Source organism: Amycolatopsis sp. NPDC049253, from assembly GCF_040678995.1.
Classification (GTDB): Bacteria; Actinomycetota; Actinomycetes; order Mycobacteriales; family Pseudonocardiaceae; genus Amycolatopsis.
This window is the reverse complement of sequence record NZ_JBFAQX010000007.1, coordinates 331236-357590: the sequence shown is the minus strand read 5'-3', so window position 1 is coordinate 357590 and position 26355 is coordinate 331236. Positions and strand designations below refer to the sequence as shown.

Genomic DNA, 26355 nt, shown 5'->3' with positions numbered 1-26355 from the left:
CCGCGGTGAGCCTGATGGTGGATCCGAGCCTGAACTGGATCTTCTACATCATCGCGGGTGACGCCTGGCCGCAGGGCGACGAGGACGCCATGCGTGCGCTGGCTGACGAGTGGGACGACGTCGCCCGGCGCGTGGCCGAAGCGGGTACCGGCTTCAACCAGATCGCGGGCCGCGTGGCCGCGAACGTCGGCGGCGACGTGCAGAAGAACTTCGTCGACTTCGCCAACAACCTCGGCTCGATGGGCACGGACTTCATCGCGTCGGCGCAGGGCCAGGCGCAGGCGTTGCGGGCGCAGGCGCTCGATGTCGAGAAGTCCAAGTACAGCATGTTGATCGCCATCGCGATCACGGCCGCCGACATCATCTGGGCGATGTCGAACCCGTTCACGATGCCGCTGGTGCCGGAGATCTTCGCGGCGGGGCGCACCGCCATCGTGGAGATCGAGCGGACGCTCATGCAGCGTCTGATGAACCTCGCGACACACCTCGCGGAGGCCGCCGCGGAGGAGGCGGCGGAAGAGATCGCGGAAGAGATGCTCGCGCAGGTCATCCAGATCGCGCAGGGAAATCGCCACGGCCTCGACGGCAAGGCGATCATGCAGTCCGGCGTCCTGGGTGGCATCGGCGGCGCCTTCGCCCACAACTTCCACGGCGCCATGAACAAGTTCGACAACAAGTTCGGCACCAAGTTCGGCAAGAACGTCTGGGGCGCCGCCGCCAACGAGGCCACCACCGAAGTCGTCGTCGGCGGCGCCGGCGCCGCCATCTTCGGCGGCGACACCGACAGCCTCGGCTGGGGCGCCCTCAACGGCGGCCTCTCCGGCGCCGCCTCCCACGGCGCCCACCACGCCGGCCAGTCCCTCCACGACAAACTCAACGCCGGCGGCGACGGCCCGACGGCCAAGGGCCCCAACGGTCCGGGCGACATGGGTGGGATCAACGGGAACCCGAACTTGGGGAGTCTGTCGGTGCCGCCGCCTCCCGCCGCGGGTGGCTCCGGTGGCAACGGCTCCGGTGGTTCTGGCGGCTCAGCCGGGTCTGTCGGCGCGGGCGGCAACAACGGCTCCGCCACCAACTCGGGCTCCGGCGAACCCGGCGGCGCGAACAGCGGCTCCAACTCGGGCGGCCCTGCCAACTCGGGCTCCGGCGACACCGGCGGCGCAACCGGCGGCGCGAACACTGGCGGCGGCGCAACCGGCGGCGCGAACACTGGCACGGGCGCAACCGACGGCACGAACACCGGCGGCAACACGAACTCGGGCTCCGGCAACCTTGGCAACACAGGTGCCGGCAACGCCAACGGAGGAAACACCGGCGATGCCGGTGGCGGTAGCACGGGCAACGCGGGCGCTGGAAGCACCGGCAACGCCGGTGCGGGCAACACCGGCAACACGGGCGCCGGCAACGCGAGCGGCGACAACTCCAGCTCAGGCAACACAAACACCGGAACTGGCGCCACCGGCTCGACCGGCAACTCCGGCGCCAACGGCAACACCGGAGCCGGAAACACCGGTTCCACCGGCGGCCTCAACGGCAACCCGAACCCCGGCACCGGCAACACCGGGTCGCCCGGCACCGCGGGCACCGGTAACACGAACACGGGCGTGGGCAACACCGGCTCCACCAACACAGGGACCGGCAACACCAACACGGGTGCAGGCAACACAGGGACCGGCAACACCAACACGGGTGCAGGCAACACGGGCACCGGCCCGGGAAACACCAGCGCGAACACCGGCTCCAGCACCACCGGCACAACCAACACCGGCACAACCAACACCGGCACAACCAACACCGGCACAACCAACACCGGCGATACCTCGGTGCCGCCGCCGTCGGCGCCGAACTCGGTCAACACCGGCAGCCCGGTGCCGCCGCCCTCGGTCCCGGGCAGCGTGAACTCCGACACCGGCACCACAGCCACCCCGCCGCCCGCAACCGCCGGCGGCCACTCGGCCACCCAGAACGACAGCGGTCTCCCCGGCTTCGGCGGCAATCAGAACACCGGCGCCCCGTCCAACACCCCGACCGGCGGCAACGCCACCCAGACCCCGAACACCACCATCGGCCCCAACACCAGCAACACCGGCACGAGCCCGAACTCCGCGGGCACCACCGCGAGTTCAAACAGCAACATCAACACCGGCCCGAACACCAACACGAGTTCGAACAACAACATCGGCAGTGGGCCAAACAACACCGCCGGCACCACCACGGGTCCGAACACCAACATCGGCGCGGGTCCCACCAGCACGACGGGTTCGAGCAGCAACATCGGCGCGGGTCCGGACACCACGACGGGTTCGAGCAGCAACATCGGTACCGGTCCGAACACCACCGCGGGAACCGACGCTAGTTCGAATAACAACACTGGCACCGGGCCGAACACCACCTCCGGCACCAACACGGGTTCGAACACCAACACCACCTCCGGCACCAACACGGGTTCGAACACCAACACCAACACCGGCACCAACACGGGTTCGAACACCACCACCAACGCGGGCCCGAACACCACCGGCAACACCAAGACCGGCCCGAACGCGACCTCCGACCCGAGCTCGACCAAGTCGGTGCCGCCTCCGGTGGCCGGCAGTGTCGGCGGTGTCAGGGCGACTTCGGGACCCGATCAGACCTCGGAGAACACCTCCGGCAACACGGACACCAAGACGAGCACCGACGGTCCGAACCTCACGCCGGCCACCCAGCCGAAGGTCACCCCGACGCCCGCACCCCAGAACCTCACCCCAACCCCGGCGCCGAACCAGAACACCTCACCCTCACCGACTCCGGCCGAGAACACTTCGCCGTCGCCCACCCAGACCGAGAACACCGCACCGGCCCCCAAGCCGAGCGAGAACCTCTCGCCGACCCCGAGCGCGGTGACAAACCCGAACGGCTCGCCCAGCCCAGCGCCAAGGTCGCTGAACACCTCGCCGACCCCGGCCCCCTCGACGAACACCGGCTCACCGAAGCCGAACTCCACCGGCCCCAAGGTCAACACCAGCTCGAAGTCGCCGGACCCGAAGTCCGACCCCGACCCGAGCACGGGTACCGACACCGAGCCGAACACCGCACCGCCCCCCGCACCGAAGCTCGACACCACCCCTACACCCGCCCCGGCCACCAACCTCAACACCGAGCCCACTCCTGCCCCGGTCATCACCACCAGCTCCGACCCGGCCACCGACCTCAACACCGAGCCCACCCCGGCCGGTGACACCAACACCGCGGTCGACCCCCACTCGACGACCGACGTCAAGACCGACACCGCCCCGGCCCCGGCAGTCAAGACCGGGACCGACCTCAACTCGGCGACAGACACGAAGACCGACACCGACTCGGCGACCGATGTCAGGACCGAGCCGAATTCGAGCCCGGCGATCGACACGAACGCCGACCCGAAGCAGAACTCCGCCACTGACACCAAGTCCGGCCCCACGCCGGACTCGGATATCAAGACCACCAGCAACCCCAACCCCAACCCCGAAACCAACCCGAACCCCACCCCCACCCCCCGCCGTAACCGCCACACCCCCGCCGAAGCGCCCAGCAAGAACGACCAGAACACCCGTGACACCGGCCTCGTCGAAGCAGCACTCCGCAGCGCCCACTTCCAGTCGGCCAAAGTGGACAGTGCGAAACCCTTCCTCACCAAAGCCGAGGTCAAGACCGCGACCGACTCGCTCATCACCAAGGTCACCGAGAACCCCGGCAACTTCGACTTCACCTCGCTCAAGCCCCACGGCCTCGGCGACTGGGCGGTGAAGAACCTCGACTCCCGGCAGCTCAAGGACGTCGCGCCGGATCTGGAGCCGAAAACCGGAGACACCGACGACGCGACGCACCTCCGCAGCTGGCGCAAGGCCGTGTCGCAAGACTTGGCCGCGCCGTCGGGCAAGCGGTGGCAGGACGTGCGCACCGCGGTGAGCAGCAAGCTGTCCGACGGTGACCGCCAGGTGCTGGACCACATCACCACCGAGGTCAACGAGCACGGCAAGCTGCCGACGTCGGCGGATCTGGTCGTCAAGGGGCTGCAGACGCCGTCGTGGCAGGACTCCGTGGTCGGCAGGCGGTTGCCGCAGGCGGTGGCGCATGCGTTGGACGTGCGGTTGATCGTGGAGCGGGGCGGGCCTGAGTACACGTCGCGCTACGGGGACGAGAACAACCCCGAGGTGCGGGTTCGCAACCAGGACGGGCAGTTCGGCGCGCTGGGTGGGCCGTCGCGGCGGGAGATGGTTCGCGGGTTCGAGGCGGCGCTGAGCGATCTCGATGCCGACCAGGTGCGCGACATCGTCGTGGACCTCGCGACGAACCAGCGCGACAACGACGTCAACAACCCCGCCGCACGGTTCGAGCGCATGCGGCAAGCACTGGTCCAGGGCAACTCCGACGTCCTGACCAACGACCTCAACAAAGACTTCCTCGACGGCGCCAAGCGCATCCTGCGTCTCAAGCAGGCCGTGGCCCACCCCGGCGGGCCGAACGAGTTCACGAAAGCGTTGCGAGACAAGCGCAACGAAGTCACCACCCGAATCCGCGACCTCAAGGCCGAAGGCAACACCCTGGCCAAGCGTTTCCTCGGCGAAGACCAGGAAACGCGTGACCAGCGCGAACAGCTCATCACCAGCCTCGAGCAGATGCACGAGGAGCTCACGAACCGGATCCTGTTGCTGGCGGCCGACAAGCGGACGCTGGACAACATGTACCTGCTCGCCCAGCACGTCGACGGACCCAACGCCGACAACGTCGCCCGGCTGCGGCCCAACCAGCTCAAGTCGCTGGACACGCACCTCAACCAGCAGGTCGACGCCGCCACCAAGGCCGGCTTCGACACCACGCACCTGAAGACGCTGCAGCAGCGCGTGCAGAACGAGCCGACCGTGCGCCAGCTCGTGAACAACATCCCCGTCACGGGCACCCAGCACTTCGAGAACCTCGCCGAGCAGACCGCCGACAGCCTGGAAAGCCTGCGCGAGGACCAGCAGAACGTCGCGCTCGACACGGGCCTGTGGAGCTTCCTCAACTACCTCGACACGAAAGAGAACGTCGACTACCGCGCCCAGCTCGACCAGAAGATCAGCCAGACCGAGGACCACCTGTCGGATCTGCAGCGCAAGATCGACCTGATCAAGAACCCCGACTACGGCAACCGCATCTCCCGCAGTGCGCGCATCTTCAAGAACATGCAGCACCTGGAGACGTTGACCACGGAGGGGAAAGCCAAGGCGGCGGCGGAAAAGGCAGCACTCGCGGCCAGCCAGAACCCGAACCCGAACCCGCAGTCGACACCGGACACCAAGCCGGTCGAACGCCCGACGCCCGAGCCAGAGTCCACAACGGACACCGACCACAACGCGAGCCAAGACTCCACTCAGGACACGAACCAGAACCCGGGCCAGGACACCAACCAGGACTCGAACCCCGCCGACCTCGGCCCCGACCTCGAACGCGACGTTTTCGAGTCCTCCCTCTACGGTATGGACCGCTCGGGCCTCAACGCGCTCCACACCCTCTACCTCGACGACCCCATGCGGCTGCCCGAGGTCCAAAAGATCCTCAAGTACGACAAGATCGCCCTCTCCGAAGGCGGTCTCGACGGCCACCTGAAGAACCTGCAGACTTCGATCGACGACGTCACCAAAGACCTGCAGGGCCTCAAGAACGTCAAGGACCAGCTGCCCAACAGCCTGAAGACGGGCTCGATGATCCGCGACCAGGCCGGACGCAACCAGCAGCGCGAGTTCCTCAACCGGCGCCTGGACCGCCTCAACCAGCAGGTCGCACAGCTCAACCAGGACCGCGCCGCCGTGCTCACCGTCTACGGGCTGCACGTCGGCAACGACCCGAAGTCGTGGGGCTGGCGCCAGGTCAGCGACCAGGACCTGCCGGGGATCGCCAACCACGTCGCGCAGCAGATCACCGCCGCGCAGCTCGGCGGGAACCCGACCGAGCACCTCGACAACCTGCTCCGGACCGTCACGAACCTGATGGTCAACGGCCGCCCGCCGGCGCCCTTCGCGCCCTCGGACGCGCCGCCGAAGACGCACGGCGGCAACAACCAGCCGAATCCCGGCCAGTCACCGAAGGATCTGCCGGGCCCGAAGGACTGGGGCAACCGGCGCGACACCGCGCCGTCGTCGCGGCTCGTGCTGGAGCGGTTCGACCCGAAGAAGGCGATCGCGCAGCAGTTCTCCGGCAACCGCGACGGCCTCAAGGACGGCCAGCTCGAGGGCGCCGTGATGCACATCCGCTACGACGTGCGCCGGTTCGAGACCTCACCCGGCAACTGGGTGCGCGAGTTCACTGTGCCGCTGGACCTCACGTCGTCGTCGAACTCCGTCTCGACGGACGCGCGCAACCAGCTCGCCCAGGACCTGCAGAACCACCTCGACAACACCGTCAACCAGCACTACCGCCTGCCCAACGGCGACCAGCTGCACGTCACCGTCGACGCCCACGCCAGCGACACCGTCGACCCGAACGACGACAGCTGGACCTCCGACCCGTCACGCGGGGTCCCGGTGAACGTCCACGACGCCACCGTGGACAGCAACACGCCGCAGACCAACCAGACCAACTGGGACGTCAAGGACAACACCACCGGTCTCACCCACGAGATCATGCACTTCATCGGGCTGGGCGAGGGGTACAAGAACAACGCCCTGCTGTTCAACCGCACCGACCAGCCGGGTGTGATGGGCCGCAACGCCTGGAGCGACTCCTCGCTGACCGGCGACAACCTGGCGAAGATCGAGGACATCTCGAACCAGGCCGTGATCCACGACCACCACCTGGACAGCCCGGACGCGAAACCGAACCGCCCGTACCAGCCGCCGCAGCACGCGGGTGAGTCCGCAACCGGCAAGCTGAACCTCCACACCCCGGCGGAAGCGCCGAACCCGAACCAGTCCGATGAGGACACCGACGGCCACGTCGTCCCGGGCGCCTTCGACACCCGGCCGAGCCCGCAGACCGGCAACCCTGACCCCCGGCCGTTGCAGCAACACCAGGCGAACACCGACAACGTCGGCCTGGTCGAGTCCGTCCTGCGCAGTTCGGCGTTCCAGCACGCGCCGGTCGCCCACGCGGCTCCGTTCGTGAGCAGGGCCAACATCAAGTCCACTGTGGACACGGTCGTGGCCGACGTCCGCACCAACCCGGGCAACTTCGACTTCGACGGCCTCAACCCCGACGGTCTCTCCCACTGGGCGGCCCAGCACCTCGACACCGACCAGCTCGCGAAGATCGCGCCCGACCTCGCCCCGACCGACCCGAACCTCATCGGCGACGCCTACACCGGCCAGTGGCGCGACAACGTCGCGAACAAGCTCGCGGAACCGTCGGCGAAGCACTGGCAGGTCACGCGGGCGGCGATCGACCCCGGCGGCCTGACCCCCGGCGACCGCGACCTCCTCGACCACCTGACCAACCAGGTCTCGGAGACCGGCACCCTGCCCACCTCCGCCGACCTGGTGACCCGGGGCCTGGAAAACCAGTCCTGGCACGATTCCCCCGTCGGCCGGCACCTGCCCGACACGATCGCCCACGCGCTCGGCGTCCACCTCGTGGTCGACTCCGGTGGCACCCGCACCGACCACGGTCCGGCGACCGGCCCGCGCGTGGAGATCGGGTCGCGCAACGGCCGGTACTCGGCCCTTGGCGAGCCGACCCGCAAGGACCTGCTCAACGGGTTCAACGCCGTGCTCGAGGGCATGAACGTCGACCAGCTCACCGACGTCGTCACGGACGTGTCCGGCCGTCAGGACCCCGTGCTGTTCGCCCGCGCGGAACGGATGTTGCGCCTCAAGCGGGCGGTCGCGCACCCCGGCGGCCCGAACGCGTTGATCCGCGAGCTCACCGACAAGCGCAACGGCTTCGACCAGCAGCTCAAGATCGCGAAGGGCCGGCGGTCCTGGACCCCGCAACGGTTCCAGAGCCCGCGCGAGCAGGCGGAGCAGCGGCGGCTCAACGCCGACATCACCGCATACCAGACGCTCAGCAACGACTACACCGAACGCATCGACGCGCTCACCGACGACGAGCGCACCCTCGAGGTGCTGAACCTGCTCGACAACCACGTCGCCGGCCAGAACGCCGACGGTCTCGAGCACCTCCGCGCCGACACGCTCGAGCGCCTCGACAACCACCTCACACGCAAGATCGAGGCCGCCGAGAAGGCGGGCTTCGACACCTCCGCGCTGAAATCGCTGCACGCCCGCGTGCAGCAGGAGCCGGACATGCGCGAGACCGTGCGGCAGATCCGCCGCGGTGGCCTGGATTCCTTCGCCGAGGAGGTGCGCAAAGCGGAGGAGGACCTCGACGCGTTCCGGCAGGCCAACTCGACGTGGAACTCGGCGGGCCGGCAGCTGCGCAGCTTCTTCGGCTCGGCGGAAGCGACGCAGGAGATCGCGGACCTCGCGAAGAACATCCGCCTCAGCGAGGACCTGGTGGCCCGCTACCAGCGCAACTTCAGGCTGGCGACCCACCCCGACTACAGCGGCCGCGTCGAGAAGGCCGCCGATGTGCACACGCGCTACCAGGACTGGAAGAAATCCAACGAGGAGCGGCAGTCCCGCGTCGAGCGCATCAAGCAGATCGACGAAGAGCTGGCGCAGATGCGCCGCAACGCGCGCAACCGCGAGCTCGGCTTCCCCGCGTCGCTCTACGGCCGCAACCCGGAGCAGCTCACCGAGCTCGTCTCGACGCAGACCGATCCGAAGCAGATCGACCAGGTCGAGCGGATGATCGACGTCACCGGCCAGGCGCGCATGGGCGTCGGGATCGACGAGCACCTGCAGGACCTGCGCGCGGAAGTCGACCAGTGGACGCGCGACCTGCAGGGCAACCCCAGCCCCGAGCTGCGGAATCTGCTGCAGGGTTTCCTCGACGACGCCCAGACCCGCCTCGACCATGCTCAGGACCTGCGGATCGAGGCCCTGACCGTCCACGCGCTGGGGCTGCCGCCGGACCTGACCTCGACCGAGTGGAACGCGTTCCACCCCGACGACCTGCAGGCGATCGAGGACCACGTCGGTGACCTGATCCTCAACGCGCGTGCCGGCGGGTACCCGACCGAGCACCTGGACTCGTTGTGGGAGAACGTCAACAACGTCCGCACGGGCAACACCGGCGACGTCACCCCTGAGCCGGGCCCGAACCAGGACACCCACGAGGACACAGACACCCGCCAGGAGCCGCAGCCCGAGCCGGACACCGAGAACCAGCCCACCGCGCCACCTCCGGCCCGCTCGCTGGAACACGACCCCGAGACGCAGCCGTTCATGCGCCCCGGCCCCCCTGCCCAGGCCCAGCAGCAGGACAACACCACAGCGCCCGACCGCGACCTGCGCGTTCCCGGCGGCTTCGACCCCGTCGCCGAAGGTTCGGTGAAGTCCTTCGAAGCGTCGCTGTACGGGATGGACCGCGCGGGCCTGGCCGAGCTGTCGGCCAAGTACTCGAACGACCCCGACCGGCTGCCGCTGATCCGGCGGATGGACGACTTCGCCCGCATCACCCGCAGTCCGGGCGGCTTCCAGCGACGGCTCGCCGACGTCGAGCAGATGCTGGCCGACGCGCAGCGCAACCGGCAGGCGCTCACGTCGAAGTCGGACCTCCTGCCGAAGGCGCTCAAGTTCGGCTCGGCGCGCCGCGACCAGGACAACCGCGAGGCCGAGGCGCGGCGCCTCGACCAGGAGGCCCAGCATCACCGTGACCGCGCCGACCAGCTGCGCCGCGACCGCGTGGCGGTGCTGACCGTGAACGCGCTGAGCTTGCCGGCCGATCCGTCGGCGCGGGGTTGGGATTCGTTCACGCCGCAGGACCTGTCCGACGTCGAGCAGCACGTCGAGACCCAGATCCGCGACGCGCAGGCAGGTGGGCACCCGACCGAGCACCTGCAGCGTTTCCTCGACTTCAGTCGCGATCTGCGGGGCGCCCCCACACCGCGAAACGAAGCGCAAGACGGGCCGCGGAACGAGCCCTCGACGAGCACGCCCCGCCGCGACCCGGTCAACCGGCCGTTCATCCAGCCCGACACCGCGGTGCGCGACCGGGCCGCCGAGCACGTGCCCGGCCGCGACGTCGACCTGCCGGGGAACATCGCCGACACCGAGACCGACGGCGCGCTCGACGCGTTCGAAGCGTCGCTGTACGGCATCAAGAGCGCCGACCTCCAGGTCCTGAAGTCGGTCTACTCCGACGACCCGGGCCGTTCGGCCGTGATCGACAAGCTGATCGACCTGTCGCGCCCCGGCGACTACGACGTCCGGGTGCAGACGGCGCGCGACGGGCTCGCCACCGCCCGCAGCACCACCAGCCGCACGCAGCTGGAAAACCGGCTGGCCACGCTGGAGCGCAACCGCACGGCCGCGCTGACCGCGAAGGCCCTCGCGCTGCCGTCCGACGCGTCGGCGCGTGGCTGGCGTTCGATTTCGAACGCCGATCTGCGCGCAATCGATCACCACGTCGAGCAGCAGATCCAGAACGCCTCCCGCGGCGGGTACCCGACCGACCACCTGCGCAACTTCCAGGACTTCACGCGGCAGGTCCTCGACGGCCGGCACACCCCGACGGACGCGCCGCCGAAGCCCGGCACGCGGACCGACGGGCCAAACCCCGGGCAGTCGCCGAAGGACCTCCCGGGCCCGAAGGACTGGGGCAACCGGCGCGACACCGCGCCGTCGTCCCGGCTGGTGGCCGAGCGGTTCGACCCGAAGAAGGCGATCGCGCAGCAGTTCTCCGGAGACGGCCTCAAGCACGGCCAGCTCCACGGCACGGCCACGCACGTCCGCTACGACGTGCGCCGGTTCGAGACCTCACCGGGCAACTGGGTGCGCGAGTTCACTGTGCCGCTGGACCTCACGTCGTCGTCGAACTCCGTCTCGATCGACCAGCGCAACCAGCTCGCCCAGGACCTGCAGAACCACCTCGACAACACCGTCAACCAGCACTACCGCCTGCCCAACGGCGACCAGCTGCACGTCACCGTCGACGCCCACGCGGGCAGCACCGTCGACCCCGCCGACGAAAGCTGGACCTCCGACCCGTCACGCAGCGTCCCGGTGAACGTCCACGACGCCACCGTGGACAGCAACACGCCGCGGACGAACCAGACCAACTGGGACGTCAACGACAACCCCACCGGCCTCACCCACGAGGTCATGCACTTCCTCGGCCTCGGCGAGGGCTACAAGAACGACACGCTGCTGTTCAACCGCACCGACCAGCCCGGGGTGATGGGCCGCGACGCCTGGTCCGACACGTCGCTCACCGACGACAACCTGGCGAAGATCGAGGACATCTCGAACCAGGCCGTGATCCACGACCACCACCTGGACAGCCCGGACGCCAAGCCGAACCGCCCGTACCAGCCGCCGCAGCGCACCACCGAGTCCACACAGGACCGGCCGAACCTCCACACCCCGACCGAAGCCCCGAGCAGCCAGGTCGAGATCAACGGCAAAACCCTTCCCGTCCGGCGCGGGACCGTGATCCCGCGCGACGTCCTGCGCCCCGAGCAGGGCACGATGCTCGGCACCCACGGCATCGAAGGCGTCTACGTCGGCGGACACGAAGGCCCGGACAACTTCCGCCTCGCCGTCATCGCGAGCATCTCGCCCGACGCGCCGAGGGAACACCACCGCATCACCACGAACCTGCGCGCCAACACCGACACCGACCTCGACGCCATCGCCCGAGCCGCCGGCCTCCGCGTCCACGTCCTCGAGCAGAACGGCAGCTGGACCAGCCACGGCCCCGAGACCGGCCGCCCGGTGCACATCGCCAAGGCCGAAGTGAACGGCGAGGACAGCTACCTCGGCACGAAGGAAAACGTCCACATCGGACGCCAGAACGTCAGCTACCCCGGCCCCTCGGTTCTGCTCACGAAGAAGGATCTCAACGCAGGCGGGTTCGACCGCGAGAAGCGCAAGGTCCTCAACCGCGGCGAGTTCGAGATCGAGACGATCCGCGGCGAGCAGTACGTGCGGATGTACACCGCCGTGCTCAACCCGGCGAAACCCGGGACGTTCAAGGACGTGCACCAGGACGACAAGGGCAACGTCAACGTCTTCGGCGGCGCCGGCAAGGCCGACATCTTCTGGGTCGGCGGCGGGCGGCCCATGCGCGCGGTGCAGTGGACGTCGAAGTACGAGACCGACCCCAACTTCCAGCCGGGCATGCAGCCGGTGCTGCGCTCGTTCCTGGTGCCGCTCGAGACGTTCACCAAGGTCAGCCGCGAAGCGACGGTCGAGGCGCTGCCGGACAACAAGCTCGCCATGAACGTGGACCAGACCGGCGACGTCAACCAGTTCGGTCTGCGCGGCGAGCACTTCACCGCGATGCGCGACGCCGCGCTCAAGGGTTCGCTCGTCACCTACTCCGCCAACCAGACCTACGACCACTCCGAGCTGGCCGGCCGCCAGGAGGACATCGCCGACCTCTACTCGCGGCTCGGCCTGCCGCCCGACTTCCAGTCCGACGCGCTGGGCAAGGACAACGACCCGTGGTTCGGCTGGACGAAGGACAAGGGCCAGGACCGCAAGTACTTCCGCAACGACCCGCAGGACCTGCGGGCGCTGGCCAAGAAGCTCTCGGACCTCTACCACACGCACCAGGAGCTCAAGGGCGGGAAATCCTGGGACGCGTACTTCACGCCGCACTCCGACTCGATCCCCAGCGACAAGGAGAAGCCCGGCAAGGACGGTGGGAAGCAGGCCCCGCCGAGCACCGTCGACCAGCGCCGCCAGGACCTCAACGTCTTCCTCAACACCCGCGGCCCGTCCGGTTCGGTCGTCAAGCAGCTCACCGACGGGATCGGTGCGGCGCTCGGCGAGAAGCTCGACCGAGGTCCGGACACGGTGGCGCTCGACGGCAACAAGGTGCGCGACGAGGTCCTGACGGCCGCGAAGAACCTCGGCGGCATCCTCAAGGACGTCGTCAACAAGGAGTTCCGGGCACTGCACACCGACCCGGTCACCAACTTCGTCTCGCCCGACGCCAAGATCGAGTCCGTCGAGAAGATGCGCGAGGTGATGGACAACAAGCAGCTCGTGGCCGCCATCGCCAAGAACACGGCCGAGCAGCTGGTGACCACGACGCTCGACTCCCTGGGCGCCAACCGCGGGGTCGACGACTTCAAGCGGAAGCTGACCACGGCCGTCGAGAACGCCGTCAAGGAGCAGTTCACCGTCACCGACGGAAAGTTCAACGCCAAGGTCGAGGAAGGGTTCGCGAACAACCAGGGCGCGAAGAAGAACTACTTCGCCGGCAACCGCGCCGACGCCGTCGCGGCCGAGGTTTCGGCGGCGCTGAAGACCGCCGACATCGCTCAGGACGCCAAGAGCTCCGGCCTCGGCTTCGACCGGGAGACCGTGAAGCAGCGCCTGTCCGACGGCGTGCTGCCCGACGCCGTCTCCGACGTGACGACACAGGACCTCGTCGGCCGCGGCTCGAAGCAGCTGCAGGAGGTGTTCGAGAACGGCCTGCAGGACGCGGCGGCCAAGGTGCGCGCGAGCATGGACAAGGACCCCGTGCTCAAGTTCACCACCACCGACCAGCGCGAGGCCCTCGCCGACGAAGCCGCGAGGGTGCTCAACCCCGGCACGGTCAAGGGCATCGAGTTCGAGACCGTGACGCAGGAAGACGTCGACGCCTTCATGGCGAAGGTGCCCGACTACGCCACCCAGGCGGAGATCGGCGCGGCCATCGCGACCGACGAGAAGCGTGTCAAGGTCGACTTCGACACCCGCGAGAACGCCTACGATCCGGCCACCAAGCAGGTCGACTCGAAGACGTTCGACAACGAGTACGGCGCCTGGTCGCAGGGCGCGACGCGCGGCCACACGCGGTTCCACCCGGCCGGCGAGTTCGACCGCCACCAGGACATCGGCCGTGGCCTCGACACCGTGATCGGCGACGAGCTGGCGAAGACCGACGACGACCACCACGGGGCCCAGCGGATCCTCGACCACCTCGTCACCCGGCTCGACAGCCGGCCCGACGGCAGCAAGCCCGACTCCCACGAGTCGATCGCGCGCAAGTTCAACGAGGTCGTGAAGGCCGAGGGCAAGCACAACCGCTACCGCACCGGGACGAAGACGAACCCGAACACCTTCGGCGAGCACGCCCAGATGGTGCTCAACCAGTACCTGCGCCTGACCCGCGGCGAGCACGACGCCGACCGGTTCGTGCCCCGCGAGACGCTGGCCAAGGCGATCCTGTTCCACGACATGGAGAAGCTGAACTCCAAGAACCAGTACGGCGCCGGGCAGGAACAGCACGACAACGAGCCGGAGCACCGCGGCGCCGTCGAGCAGATGAACCGGCACGAAGGCCTGTGGAACTCCGCTCGCGACTTCCGCATCGCCCGCGCCATGGTGGACGCCGACCCGTTCGGCTTCTACTTCCGCGACAAGGACCTCAGCGCCCAGCAGGTGCACGATTTCATCGAGAACCTCGCGAAGGACGTCGGCCGGCCCGGCGGCGGACCCGTGCGGGCCACCGACGTGAAGAAGCTGTTCGACGAGTTCCACCAGTATTACCAGGCCGATTTCTCGTCGTACTACGCCGACAGCCACTTCGTCCACAATGGCAAGGTCGAGGCCTTCGGCGCCAAGTCGGCCCTGTCGGGGATCAAGGAGGCGCGGAAGAACGGTCCGCTCGTCACCGCGGACGGCGGCCACCGCTTCGAGTACGACCCGGACTACGCGCAGAAGTACGACGCGCTCAAGCAGCTCTTCGACGACGACGTGCGGCGCGAGCAGGAAGAGCAGGAGCGCGTCGTCACCGTCGCCGACGACGATCCGGCGCCCGACGCCCGCTCGCTCACCGAGCGGCTGCCCGAATACGCCAAGAAGGGCCAGGCCCTCGGTTCGCTCGTGCCGGTGAACCCGCAGGGCGTGAAGCAGGTCGGCGACACCATCAAGCGCCTGGTAACGTCACTGGACTCCCGCCGGAACCCGCCGGACCCGGTCGGCATCGACGCGATCACCGGCACGCTCGACAGCGCCGGCTTCGAGTCGTTCCTCGGCCAGGGGCGCAAGTCGATGGTGCGCGTCGGCGAGAAGTGGTACGAGGTCCACGTGCGGGCCGAGCTCGATCTCGACGCGGTGCAGGCCGACGGGATCGCGAAGCAGCCGCACGCCACGATCAGCGACGTCAACGACCAGACGCAGGCCACGCACGCCCAAGGCCAGAACGACACGATCGCGCGGACCGTCGGCACGTCGTACTTCGCGCTGATCCCGCCCGGTGCCTACGTGTCGGTCGCGCCCACGGTGCAGCTCGCGACGGCGGCGCAGACGCACACGTCCACCGTCACCGGCACGGAACAGCGGGTGGTGCGCTCGGCCGGCGACGTCGACGGTGCCGACGTCGACGTGAAGTACTCGATCACCGTCACCGACCAGGTCGGCGGGCTCACCGGTTCCACTGTGGACGGCAAGGTCTCGCTGCTGTGGTCGCAGGACCTCGGCAACCTCAAGCCGGACGCCGAAGCCAAGGGCGACCCGAAGCCCGACTGGGCCGAGCGCATCGAGCTGCTCGCGCCCGAGGCCGTGCTGCTCGACGAGCAGGCGCTGTTCGACAAGGTCGCCAAGCAGCTGCACCCGTCGGTCACGAAGTTCGGGGCGCCGGGGCGGCAGGCGCTGCGGGAGTTCGTCAGCGGCGGCGGCATCCGCGGTGTGCTGGGCACCGCGCTGCAGGGCGGCCCGGTCGTGTCCAACGACCTGCTCAGCCCCCACGGCAGCCACCGCGACGCCGTGCAGCTGCAGGCGCGGCCGAAGGGCGTCGAGCTCGTCGGCGTGGTGCCGGGCGACAGCGAGGTGCGGTCCAACGACTCGTCGGTGAACGGCGGGGCCACGGCGGCGGCGTCGAAGTCCGGAATGGACCTGTCCGTGACGGTCGGCGGTGGCTCCTACCTGCCGGGCAAGGTCGGCGGGCTGGTCGGCGTCAGCGGGTCGGTGTCGTCGAAGGTCACCGAGACCGCGACGGGCGGCACCAGCGTCACGGCGAAGAACACGGTGGAAGCCAAGGGCGACATCGGGATCTACAAGGTGAAGGTGGACGTCGACGTCGTCACCTCGGCCGGCGAGGTCGAGACCGTCGAGGCCACCGCCTACGTCCGCATGGGCCTGCCCGAAGCCAAGGCCCAGGGCCTGCCCGTGCCGGGCGACACGCGCGACAAGCTCACCGACGTCGGCAAGCGCTACGAGCCGCCCTACCTGGCCGCGGCCGCCGCCGCGGGCCACGTGCGCGCGGGTACGTTCACTCCGGCCGCGAAGGTCCAGCCACAGATCGAAAACGCGCTGCGCGACCGGCCCGGCATGGCGAAGTTCCTGCCGCGCTGGGACAAGTTCCAGGCCGACGACAAGAGCTCCAGCCGCGACATCGCCGAGCGCTTCGCCAACCTGCGCAAGCTCACGGCCACGTTCTCGCCCGCGGCGCTCAAGGCCAAGATGGACACTCTGCTCGGCCCCGGTGTGTCCGTGCAGCTGAAGCGACGCGGCCTGTTCACCGACGAGTACATCAGCGTCACGGTGAAGGCCAAGCTGTCGCCGGGCCGGCACCTCGGGCAGGCCACCGGTCGCTCGGTCAAGGGCTCGGTCGCCACGGCGCCGTCGCTGAGCAGCGCGACCACTGTGGACAAGAGCTGGTCGGTCGGGCTCGAAGGCCGCATGGTCATCCCGCAGTCCACCTCGATCGCGAACTCCAGCCTCAGCCCCGCGGTCGTGCCGATCCAGTACTCCGACGCCTACAGCTGGAAGAACTCGGGCGGCCCCACCGTCACCACCACCACGAGCCTTTCCGGCAGCCCGGACGCGCAGGTGTTCGAGCACGATGTGGAGTTCGAAGTCGAGATCACCAGCTACACCCGCAACCGCCCGTGGGTGAAGCGCCTGACGCCGGGCTCGCCGTTCCGCGTGACGCCCCAGGTGTCCACCGTGGCCAAGACCGGCGACCCGGCACTGCCGAAGATCTCCGGCAAGGTCGACCTCTGGGTCAACGACGGCTCGGCCCTGAAGAAGGACCCCGGCGAGTTCCTGCCCGGCAAGCCCGGCACCACCGTGCTGAACAAGAACGACACCCCGACCATCGACGACCTGCTGGCCGGCCCCAAGCCCGGCCAGCCGAAGTTCCTGCACGTCGAGGCGTTCACCAACACCGAAGCCCTGCGGGACGAGGCTCTGCGCCAGCTGGAGCGCGCGTCCGACGGCGACGGTGTGCTCGGCCTGTCCGGTGGCGAGGCGCGCAAGCGCGTGGACCGCATGTTCTCGCCCGAGACGTTCCGCGGCGGGCTGCCGAAGTTCCTCCGCCAGGGTGCGTGGGCGGGCGGGTTCCGCTACGAGCGGCGCGTGGCCGACCGCGTCGGCGGGCTCGGGATGAACGTGGCGCTCAGCAATCCGAAGGTCGTCGTGGCGTCCGACGCGGGCGGCAGCGAGACCACGTTCGCCGGTGGCGCGAAGGCCTCGTTCGAGCAGACGCACAAGCAGTCGCTCGAGGGCAACGTGCAGCTCGGCGTCACGATCCGCCCGGACGGCAGCATGGCCACCGCCCATGGTCAGGGCCAGGTCTACGGGGCGGCCAAGTGGAGCCCGTGGGCGCGCACGTCGGGCGGTTCGAAGGAGGTCAGCGCGAGCGTCGACCACGTCAACCGCGTGAACGCCAAGGGCCGCACCGTGCTCGTGCAGTACGACGCCGACGTGCGGCTGGTCGCCGAAACGCGCCAGGAAAGCCTGGTCAACGGCTCGATTTCGCGTGCGGGCGCCGACGTGAAGCTGCCCGGCGCGGTCTACGTGCGCATGACCGAGGACCAGGCCCGCGAGCAGGGCCTGCTGCCGAAGGTCGAGCCGCGCACCGAGCCGCCGGGCAGGATGGCGCCGCCCGCGCTGGTCGGCCGCACCTCCAGCACGCTGGGCGCCGCCGTGGTCGAGGACGCGCCCGACCTGTCGCAGCTCGTCCGCGACGCGCGCACGACGCTGGGCCGCACGGGCGACAAGCTGCTGCCGAAGTCCGTCCTCGACGACTCCATGACCAACCTGCAGCGCACGCTCGACCTCGCCTCGCCCGACGCCCTGACCTCCCTGGTGGACAGTGCGCTCGACGGTGGCGCGCCGCTGCTGCTGCACGACGCCGGCGTGCTGTCCACCAACACCTACCAGGTGCTGCTGAAGGCGACGATCACCGACACCGAGTTCCTCGACGTCGTCCACGACGGCGGCGAGATCGACCACGTCGTGAGCGCCGCGGTGACGGACAAGGAGAACGCCGGCCACGGCTCCTCCTACGGCGGCCAGTTCCGCGGCGCGGGGCGTGGCCTGTTCAGCGACACCAAGCCGGACGTCAGCGGCTATGAGGGCCTCACGCTCGGTGTGTCCGGGTCGAAGACCAAAACCGACCAGACGGTGTCGGCCACCGCGACGACCAAGGGCTCCAAGGCTTCTCACAGCGGTCCGGCCGTGCGCTACCGCCACCAGTTGAAGTTCGAGCTCGTGGTGCAGCGCGGCGGAAAGACGTACCCGGTCACCGAGCAGAACGCGAACGTGACCGTGCGCTCCGGGGCCGACGATCACAAGATCAGCACCGAAGGCCAGGCACCGAAGGCCTACGCGCCGCGCACCACCGAGCTCACCGCGGCCGACGCGACACCCGAGAAGCTCGCCGAATGGCAGGCGCAGGGCGTGGGCAAGCTCCCGCCGTCCGCGCACACCGAGGGCGTGCGCGGATCGGCCGCCGTCCAGGCCGGTGCCGTGCGCGCGCTGCGGCTCGCCGGCGCCGGCAACGGCCTCACCGGACCGGGCACCGGCGCCAACAACACGCTGGTCACGTCGCTGACCAACGAGATCCTCCAAGGCCACCTGCCGAGCATGCTCGACGGCCCGCTCGCCGCGCCGGACCTGCACGAAGCGTCGCTGATCAAGAACGGCCACGGCAGCGTGAAGGTCTACTCGCGCCTGGTCAACCCGGACCTCACGGCCCTGAGCGACACCGTCACGCTGGAGCGCACCGACCAGACCACGGCCACGTTCACGGGCGAGGCGATGGAAGCGCTCAGCGGCGAGAACCAGTACATGCCCGGCGTCGGCGGCGTCACCGACCCGAAGGACAACTCACACTCGTGGATTGGTGCGGACATCCGCAACCCGGCGGCGATGAGTGACCCGACGGCGACTGTCGCGGGTGGACAGCGCTCCACCGTCGCGAAACCGAAGGGCCGCAGCGGGCTCGTCGGGTTCGATGTGGAGTACCGCGTGGTCGCCGACCTCGGCGGGGGCCGCACGGCCGCGGTCGAGGTGAAGGTGCCGGCGTCGGCGCTGGTGCGTACGTCCGATGTGGACCTCGAGAAGCTGCTGGGCGAGGCGCTGCCGGACGCGATCACGAAGGCGCAGGACGAGGTGAAGGACGCGGCCTCGGACTGGCGCAAGGCGGAGGAGGCCGTGGAGGCGGCCCAGCGCGAGGCCGACGACCGCTGGCTCGACGAGCGTGACAGCGTCAAGACGTTGACCAAGGAGGCCAACGGGCTGGCCGTCCAGACCGACGCCGACCCCGTGCGCGAGGCGCGCGAGGCCCTGGCCGACGCGGAGAACGACGCCAAGGACGCCGGCCGCGAGCTGCGTGAGGGCAACGCCGAGATCACGCGGCTGCAAGACGTCGCCGAGCAGGCGCTGGCCCTGGCGTCGGTCACCGACGAGGGCTCAACCGAGCGGCAGCAGCTGCTGGACCAGGTCGCGCGCGCCGAGCAGGGCGTGCGCGACATCCGCGCCGCGCAGCCCGCGCTCGTGCAGCGCCGCCAGGACGCGCAGGAGTACGCGGAGCAGCTGGCCGACGTCCTCGACGCCTACCGCAACGACAACTCCGACTTCACCTCCCGCCGTGACGACGCGCTGCGCCAGGTGCGGGAAGCGCGCGAGAAGGCCGACGAGGCGCGCAAGAAGTGGTGGCAGGCCAAGGAAGAGGTCGACTGGCGGCTCGCCACGCACGTGTGGCCGGCCAAGAAGGTCCAGTCCCGCTTCGACCCGCGCTCGACCGAGCACGTGGTGGAGGCCCCGGACACGGCACCCGACACCGGGCCCGCGACGATCTCCGGCTGGGACGTCGACGCGGACCGGCCCTACGACTTCGACGTCGACGACGTCCAGCTGCACCAGGTCACGGACCGCTCGGGCAAGGTCGTCGCGGTGTCGTTCCTGCCGGCGGCCGAGCAGACGTCCGCGGTCGAGCACGACTGGGTCGCCGACAACTCCGGTGAGGTCTCCTCGCTCGACGATGGCGTGACGTCGAAGACGCTCGACCCGCTCGTGGCCGGGGCGCGCCGCGACGGCACCACGCCGGACCTGGGCGAACGCCGGTTCGGCGACTGGGGCGCGAAGTCGCCCGCACCGTGGGGCACCGACACCGGCGACACGTTCTTCGTCTTCGCCCACGGCAAGCCGCAGTCGGTGAAGCTGACGCTGGTCGGCGGGCATACCGTGCGGGTGGACGGCAGGACCTTCGCGCGGATCGTCGCGAACTCGGCGCCGTTCGCGCAGGCCGGACCGAAGTCGTCGGTCACGCTCATCGCGTGCGGTACCGGCCAGACCGACGGCCCCGGCGGCGTGGCGCACGACTTCCAGCGCGCGTTGAGTGATCTCGGCGGGCCGGCGACGGTGCACGCGCCCACGAAACCCACGCTGTTCGGCCGCGACACCGCAACGCTTGGCAAGGCACTCGGCTCCACCGGCGCGTTCACCGCGGTCACGGACGGCGGGCACTTCCGCACGTTCGGCGGCCGCCCGGGTGACGAGGCGATCGTCGACCTCGTCCGCGAACTCGGCAGCAGTCCCCGCACCGAACCGCCGGCCGGCCCGATCTCGCAGGCCGACCACGACGGCACGCTCGCACTGGCGTCCACTGTGGAGCGGCAGCTGGCCGGCACCGCCGCTCGCACCGGCGAGCTGCGACTCACCGAGGTGCAGGACCTCGTGGCCCGCCACGAGCGGCCCGACGTCGTCTACTCGGCGGTGCTGACCCACCTGGCCTCGGGGAACACGCCGGTGCACACCGTGGTCGACGCCCGCCGCGACCCGGACACCGGCGAATGGACGCGCGTGCCGCTGCCGCCGATGGCGCGCGGCCTGATCACGGTGACGGGCAAGGGCACCTGGAGCGCCGACGAGCTGGCCCGGCCCGCGCGGCTCAACCCCGCGTGGACCGAAGGCCCGGCGCGCGAGACCACGCACCCGCGACCCGAGGCCGCGCACTACGCCGAGACGCTCGCCGAGCACCACCTCGACGGCGAGCCGCTGCCGCCGGTCACGGTGCCCGCGGACCGCGTGGACCACTTCAAGGCCGACGTCACGCGTCTGCTGCACGAGCGTGGCTTCGGCGACCTGGCGTTCGACCACCTGGTGCACGCCGACCACACGCGCCTGACCGGCGAGGTCGTCGGCGAACCGGGCGTGACCATCGACTTCGCGCCCGGCGCCGTCACCACGACCGTGCTGACCGACCTCACCGGCACCGCGCGCGGGCTGACGTTCCTCGACCCCGTCGAGGCCGCGAAGGTCCAGACCTGGCTGAGGCAGACCCGGGGCGAGAACCTCGTGGTCGAAGCCGATCCGGACGAGATGCGGGCCTTCGCCACCGGCGCGGCGCACGACCTGCGCGGCCGCGGCCCCGGCGACGGCGGCATCCCCGTGCACGCGCCGTGGGCCGGCGAGCTGGCCGAGGGTCGCACGTTCCTCGTCACCGGCCACGGTGAGGAAACCCGCGTGAAGGTCGCCGTGACCGGCCCGGACGGCACGCGGCGCGAGCTCTACGTCGACGGCGAGACGCTCGCGCAGATCGTCACGGCATCGCCCGAGTTCGCCGACGCGCAGCCGGATTCAGTCACGCTGTTCCAGTGCGCGGCGGCCCGGCGGCTCGGCCCCGGCGGGGTCGCGCACGACTTCCAGGCGGCGCTCGAAACGCGTGGCGGGCCGTCGATCGTCCACGCGGCCACCGATTCGGTGCTGGCCAACCACCGCGACGACAGCCCTGACGACGAACCGTCGGCCCCGCTCTTCGGCGCCCGCGACGACGCGTTCACCGCCGTGGTCCGCGGCGGTCACTGGGAGACGCTCGGCCGTCCGCTCGACGCCGAGGCCGTGGTCGACGAGCTCACGAACGCGTTGCTCAAGAACTGGCGCTATGCCCGGGTTCCCGCCACGGCGGGCCCGGTCCGCCTCGCCGACCGCGCCCGCACGCTGTACCTGGCGGCCGAGGTCGTGAACGCCGTCTACGACCGCGCGCCCGACGAACAGGTGCAGGCACTGCTCGGCCGGCACGAGGATCCCGCGCTGCTCGCGGCCGTCGCCAACGAGTACCTGCGGGCGACGGCCACGCCCGACGAGGTGCCGCCGTACGGCTCCGCCGCCGAGCTCACCCAGGACCTGCGCGCCGCCTCGACCGGCCACGGCCCGGTGCCCGACGGCGCGCCACTGCTCGGGCCCGACCTGTTCGGCCTCTACCTCGCGCCGGAACCGCCCGGCTTCCTGCGTGGCCACGACTACTCGAACCTCACCGCCGGTCAAGGCCTCGCGCTGCTGGACACGCTCAACCTCACCCGTGGCGTGCCGGTACTGCGCGACCAGGCCGACCCGGCGAACCTGCCGGACCTCAGGGACTGGACGATCGAGCACACGCGCGCCGACGACCGGCTATCCGCGTGGGCGCCCGGCGACGTCGAGCCGCTGGAGAAGACCACGTCGACGCCGCTGCTCATGCACGCCATCTGGCTCGGCGGGCCGCTGCGCGACGCCGGCACGATGTCCGCGTTCCGCGAGAACTTCGGCGGCGCGGCCGCGCGGCTGCACGACGGCGTGGTGCCGGTGCTCTGGACCGACGTCCCGCGCTCTCAGGTCGAGCTCGCGCTGGCCACGGAGCCGCCGGCCGAGGGCCCCGACCCGCTCGCCGACGTGCGTGACTTCGTGGGCTGGGCGCAGCAGCACCACGTGCGGCTGGTGAACGTCGACGAGGTGTTCTCGAGCGAGAACCCCATGCTGCTCAACGAGTTCTACCAGTCCGAGACCGGCAAGCTGACCGGCCCGGGCTACGCGGCGGCCAGTGACATCCTGCGCATGGAGCTGATGAACCGCTTCGGCGGCCTCTACACCGACGGTGACAACGTGGTGGAAAGCCTCGAGGACCTGTTCCACGCGGCGACCTCGCGCGAGGGCTACGCGACGCACCGCATCGGCATGAACGTGGCCAACTCGGCGTTCGCGATGAGCAAGGGGCACCCGTTCGCGCGCGTGCACCTCGACGTGGTGCGCGAGAACTACGGCAAGACGCAGCGCAACCTCATGCCGCCCGAGGCGTACGACCTCCCGCCGGTGTTCTTCCAGATGCCGCAGGGCCGTGTGCACCGCAACTCGATCATCGTGCGCACCGGGCCCTCGGTGCTGTCGGGCACCGCGCGGCGGATCGGCCTGCCGTCGGCGTTCGACCTGCCGGAGATGACCGACATCCGGATGAACAGCGACGGCAGCTGGCTCAAGCCGCCCGCGGGCGGGACCGAACCCGTGTCGGGGCGCGACGAGACGCTGGAGCTGACCCAGCACGTGGTGCAGACCCTGGTGCGCGGGCTGTACAACCGCGCCGGTGACCTGCACCTGACCGCGGTCGAGCCGGCCGTGCGCCGCCACGCCGACCCGGACCTGGTGTGGGCCGCGGCGCTGTCGTTCCTCGCGGCGGACCCGGATCTGGCACCGCTCGTGCGCACGGTGACCGACCGGCACACCTACACCGGGACCGACCACGACGTGCAGTTGCCTGCTTCCGCGCGGGCTCTGCTGGACATCGATCCCGACCGGGTGCACCGCGCGCTGGGCGAGGTCCAGCACGGGGCGACTTTGCGGAACCCGGACGAAGCGGTGCTGGTGTCCGATCCGGACAGTCTCGTGGAGACCGGCGCGCGTGATCTGGCACGGGCGTTGCGGGAGGTCGAGGGTGAGCTGCCCGCGATCCACGTGACCGGTGGCGATCGCGCGCAGGCCCGTGCGGCCGCGCGCGAGCTGGCCGCGCACCTCGGCCGGGAGCTCGGTGACCGCGACCTGCTGGCGCGGGTGCCGGTGAAGATCCGCGTCGCCGACGGTTCGGGTGTCACGGTGTCGTTCCGGCCGGCCCGCGGGGCCGCGGTGGAGTTCTCACTTGATTCCCCGGCCGTGCCCGCGGTGTTCGGTGGTGTCGACGGGAAGGCGTACTCCTCGGATTCGGCGCCGTTCGGTGGTTACCGCGGGGCGAAGCCCGGTGGGGTCACGAAGATCGACGCCGCGCCCGAGGGCAGTGCCGAGCTGGCGCAGGCGGCGGACCGCCCGCCGACGCTCGTGCTCGCGTCGGGTGCGCTGGCGGACGAGTTCACGCAGCGCGTGCGTTCGTCCGGAATGGACCTTCCGGTGCACGCCACGCCGGCGCCGTCGCCCGACAACGTCGTGGACAGCTTCCCGGCCGTCTCGTACCTGGTTTCCGGTGACCACGCGCTGACCGAGGACGATCGGCGCACGATCGCCGAGCTGAGCCAGGCGGCCGAACACGGCTGGTGGTACCGGCCGTCGATGCCGGCCGGCCCGGTCGACCTCGGCGACCGCAGCGGCACGGTGGCGCTGCTCAGCGGCGCGGTCAGCGCATTGCGTTCGGGCGGGACTGCGCTCGACCTCACGGCCGCGGCCGACGTCGTGGCCCGCCACGAGCAGCCCGATCTGCTGTGGACGGCGGCCCTGGAGCTGGCTTCGCACAACGCTGACGTGCAGCACGTGATCGACCACCGGTTCGTCGACGGACGCTGGCAGCAGGTCCGGTTGCCGGAGTCGGCGCGCGAGCGGTTCACGGTGACGGGCAAGGGCATCTGGCGCGACGGTGCGGTCTCCCGGCCCGTGCGCCTGAACACCGAGCCCGGTCCGGCGAGCGATTTCGACGTCGAACCGGTGTCGCTGCCGCTCGACGACTCCGTCGCGCGGTGGATCGCCGAGTCCACTGTGGAGCGGGCGGCCGACGGACTGCCGGCACCTCACGTCCAGGTGAGCGGCCCGGACGACGTGCGGGCCCGGTTCGTCACGCAGGTCCAGGCTTTGCTGGCGGAGCTGACGCCGGCCGGTGCCACACCCGCCGCGGCGGCCTCGATCGTCACGACCGGCCCGGGCACCGCCGCCGTGGCCACGATCTCGCTGCCCGCGACCTCGGCGCCGGCCACGCTGTCCGCCGCCGAAACCGCCGTCGCCGTCGGATTGGCCGAGGAGTACACGCTCCTGCAGCTGCACGGCGTCGCCGACACCCTGCTCGCCAAGCCCGGCCGCGCCGCCGAAGCGCTGCTTGACCTGGCCAACGAGGTCGCCCACGGCACGGACGTCGGCCGGGCCGCCGACGCCGTCGAGGTCCTCGACCGCCACGGCGCCCTCGACGCCACGCTGGACAACGGCCTGCTCCTCGGCCAGTTCCGCAAGATCCTGGGCCGCGCCGACGCGGAGTCCTACGCCCGCGACCTCGCGACGGCCATCCGCGCGTTCGCCTCGGAGAAGCTCGCGCCCGACGTGCTGAAGGAGGCCGTGCGCGGCGCGCTGGAGGGCTGGCGCGGCGGGCCGGGTACGTTCGAGCAGCGCGTGGAGCGGACCCGCGACACGCTGTGGGTGATGCGGCGCCTGCACCTGAGCAGCCTGGCGTGGCTGAACCGGTGGCGCACCGCCGAGCACATCCGGCAGTACGCCGCGCGCATGAAGGAGCAGGCGGCGAAGCAGGATGCGATGCTGGCCAAGGTGAGTGAGTCGGAGGACGCCTTCCTCGCCTCGGTGGGCGAGCCGCACGCGAGCGGAGGAGGCGCCGGCGATGGCGAATGACCAGTGGGTGCTGCTCGTCGACCCGGCGTGGGCGCCGTCGTCGACGGAGGACGGCGCCGAGGTCGCGGGCCCGCCGCTGGCCGCCGTCATGGGCGGCTGGCTGGCCGGTGAAGACGGCGCGGTCGGCCGCTTCGAGGCGAACCCCGCCTACGAACCGTCGGGCCCCGGTTCGCCGACTGACCCGCTCGACGCCGTGCTCCGCCTCGTCGCCCGCGGTGACGCCGACGCCGGCCGGCTGGCCGCGATCCTGCGCGAGTCGATGGTGTCGGTCGCCCTCGACGTGGACGACGAACCGCTGGTAGCGCCGTCGCCGGACAACATCCCGTGCGTGCTCGCCACCACGGCCCCCGCGCACCGCACTCGCGTCCGCGCGGCCGGCTGGCTGCCCGTCGCGGCGCGTGACCTGCCGGCATTGCTCGAAGGCGGCGTTGACCTGCTGCTGAATCCCGGCGCCCCCGGGTGCACCCGCCTGCTGGCCGACACCGTCCGGGACGCACTGGCGGGCTGA

The 26355-nt window shown here is 70.4% G+C and carries 2 protein-coding genes; both read left to right on the top strand.

Annotated features, from left to right (window positions below; genetic code table 11):
• Nucleotides 1-14: 14 nt before the first annotated feature.
• On the top strand, nucleotides 15-25847 hold the full coding sequence (locus AB0K15_RS19380) for a TcdA/TcdB catalytic glycosyltransferase domain-containing protein (protein ID WP_364051806.1): 25833 nt from the start codon (nucleotides 15-17) through the stop codon (nucleotides 25845-25847).
• Entirely contained in the window at nucleotides 25837-26355 is a 519-nt protein-coding gene (locus tag AB0K15_RS19375; RefSeq protein ID WP_364051803.1) for a type VII secretion system-associated protein, read from the top strand. Before AB0K15_RS19380 ends, AB0K15_RS19375 begins: the two co-directional genes overlap by 11 nt.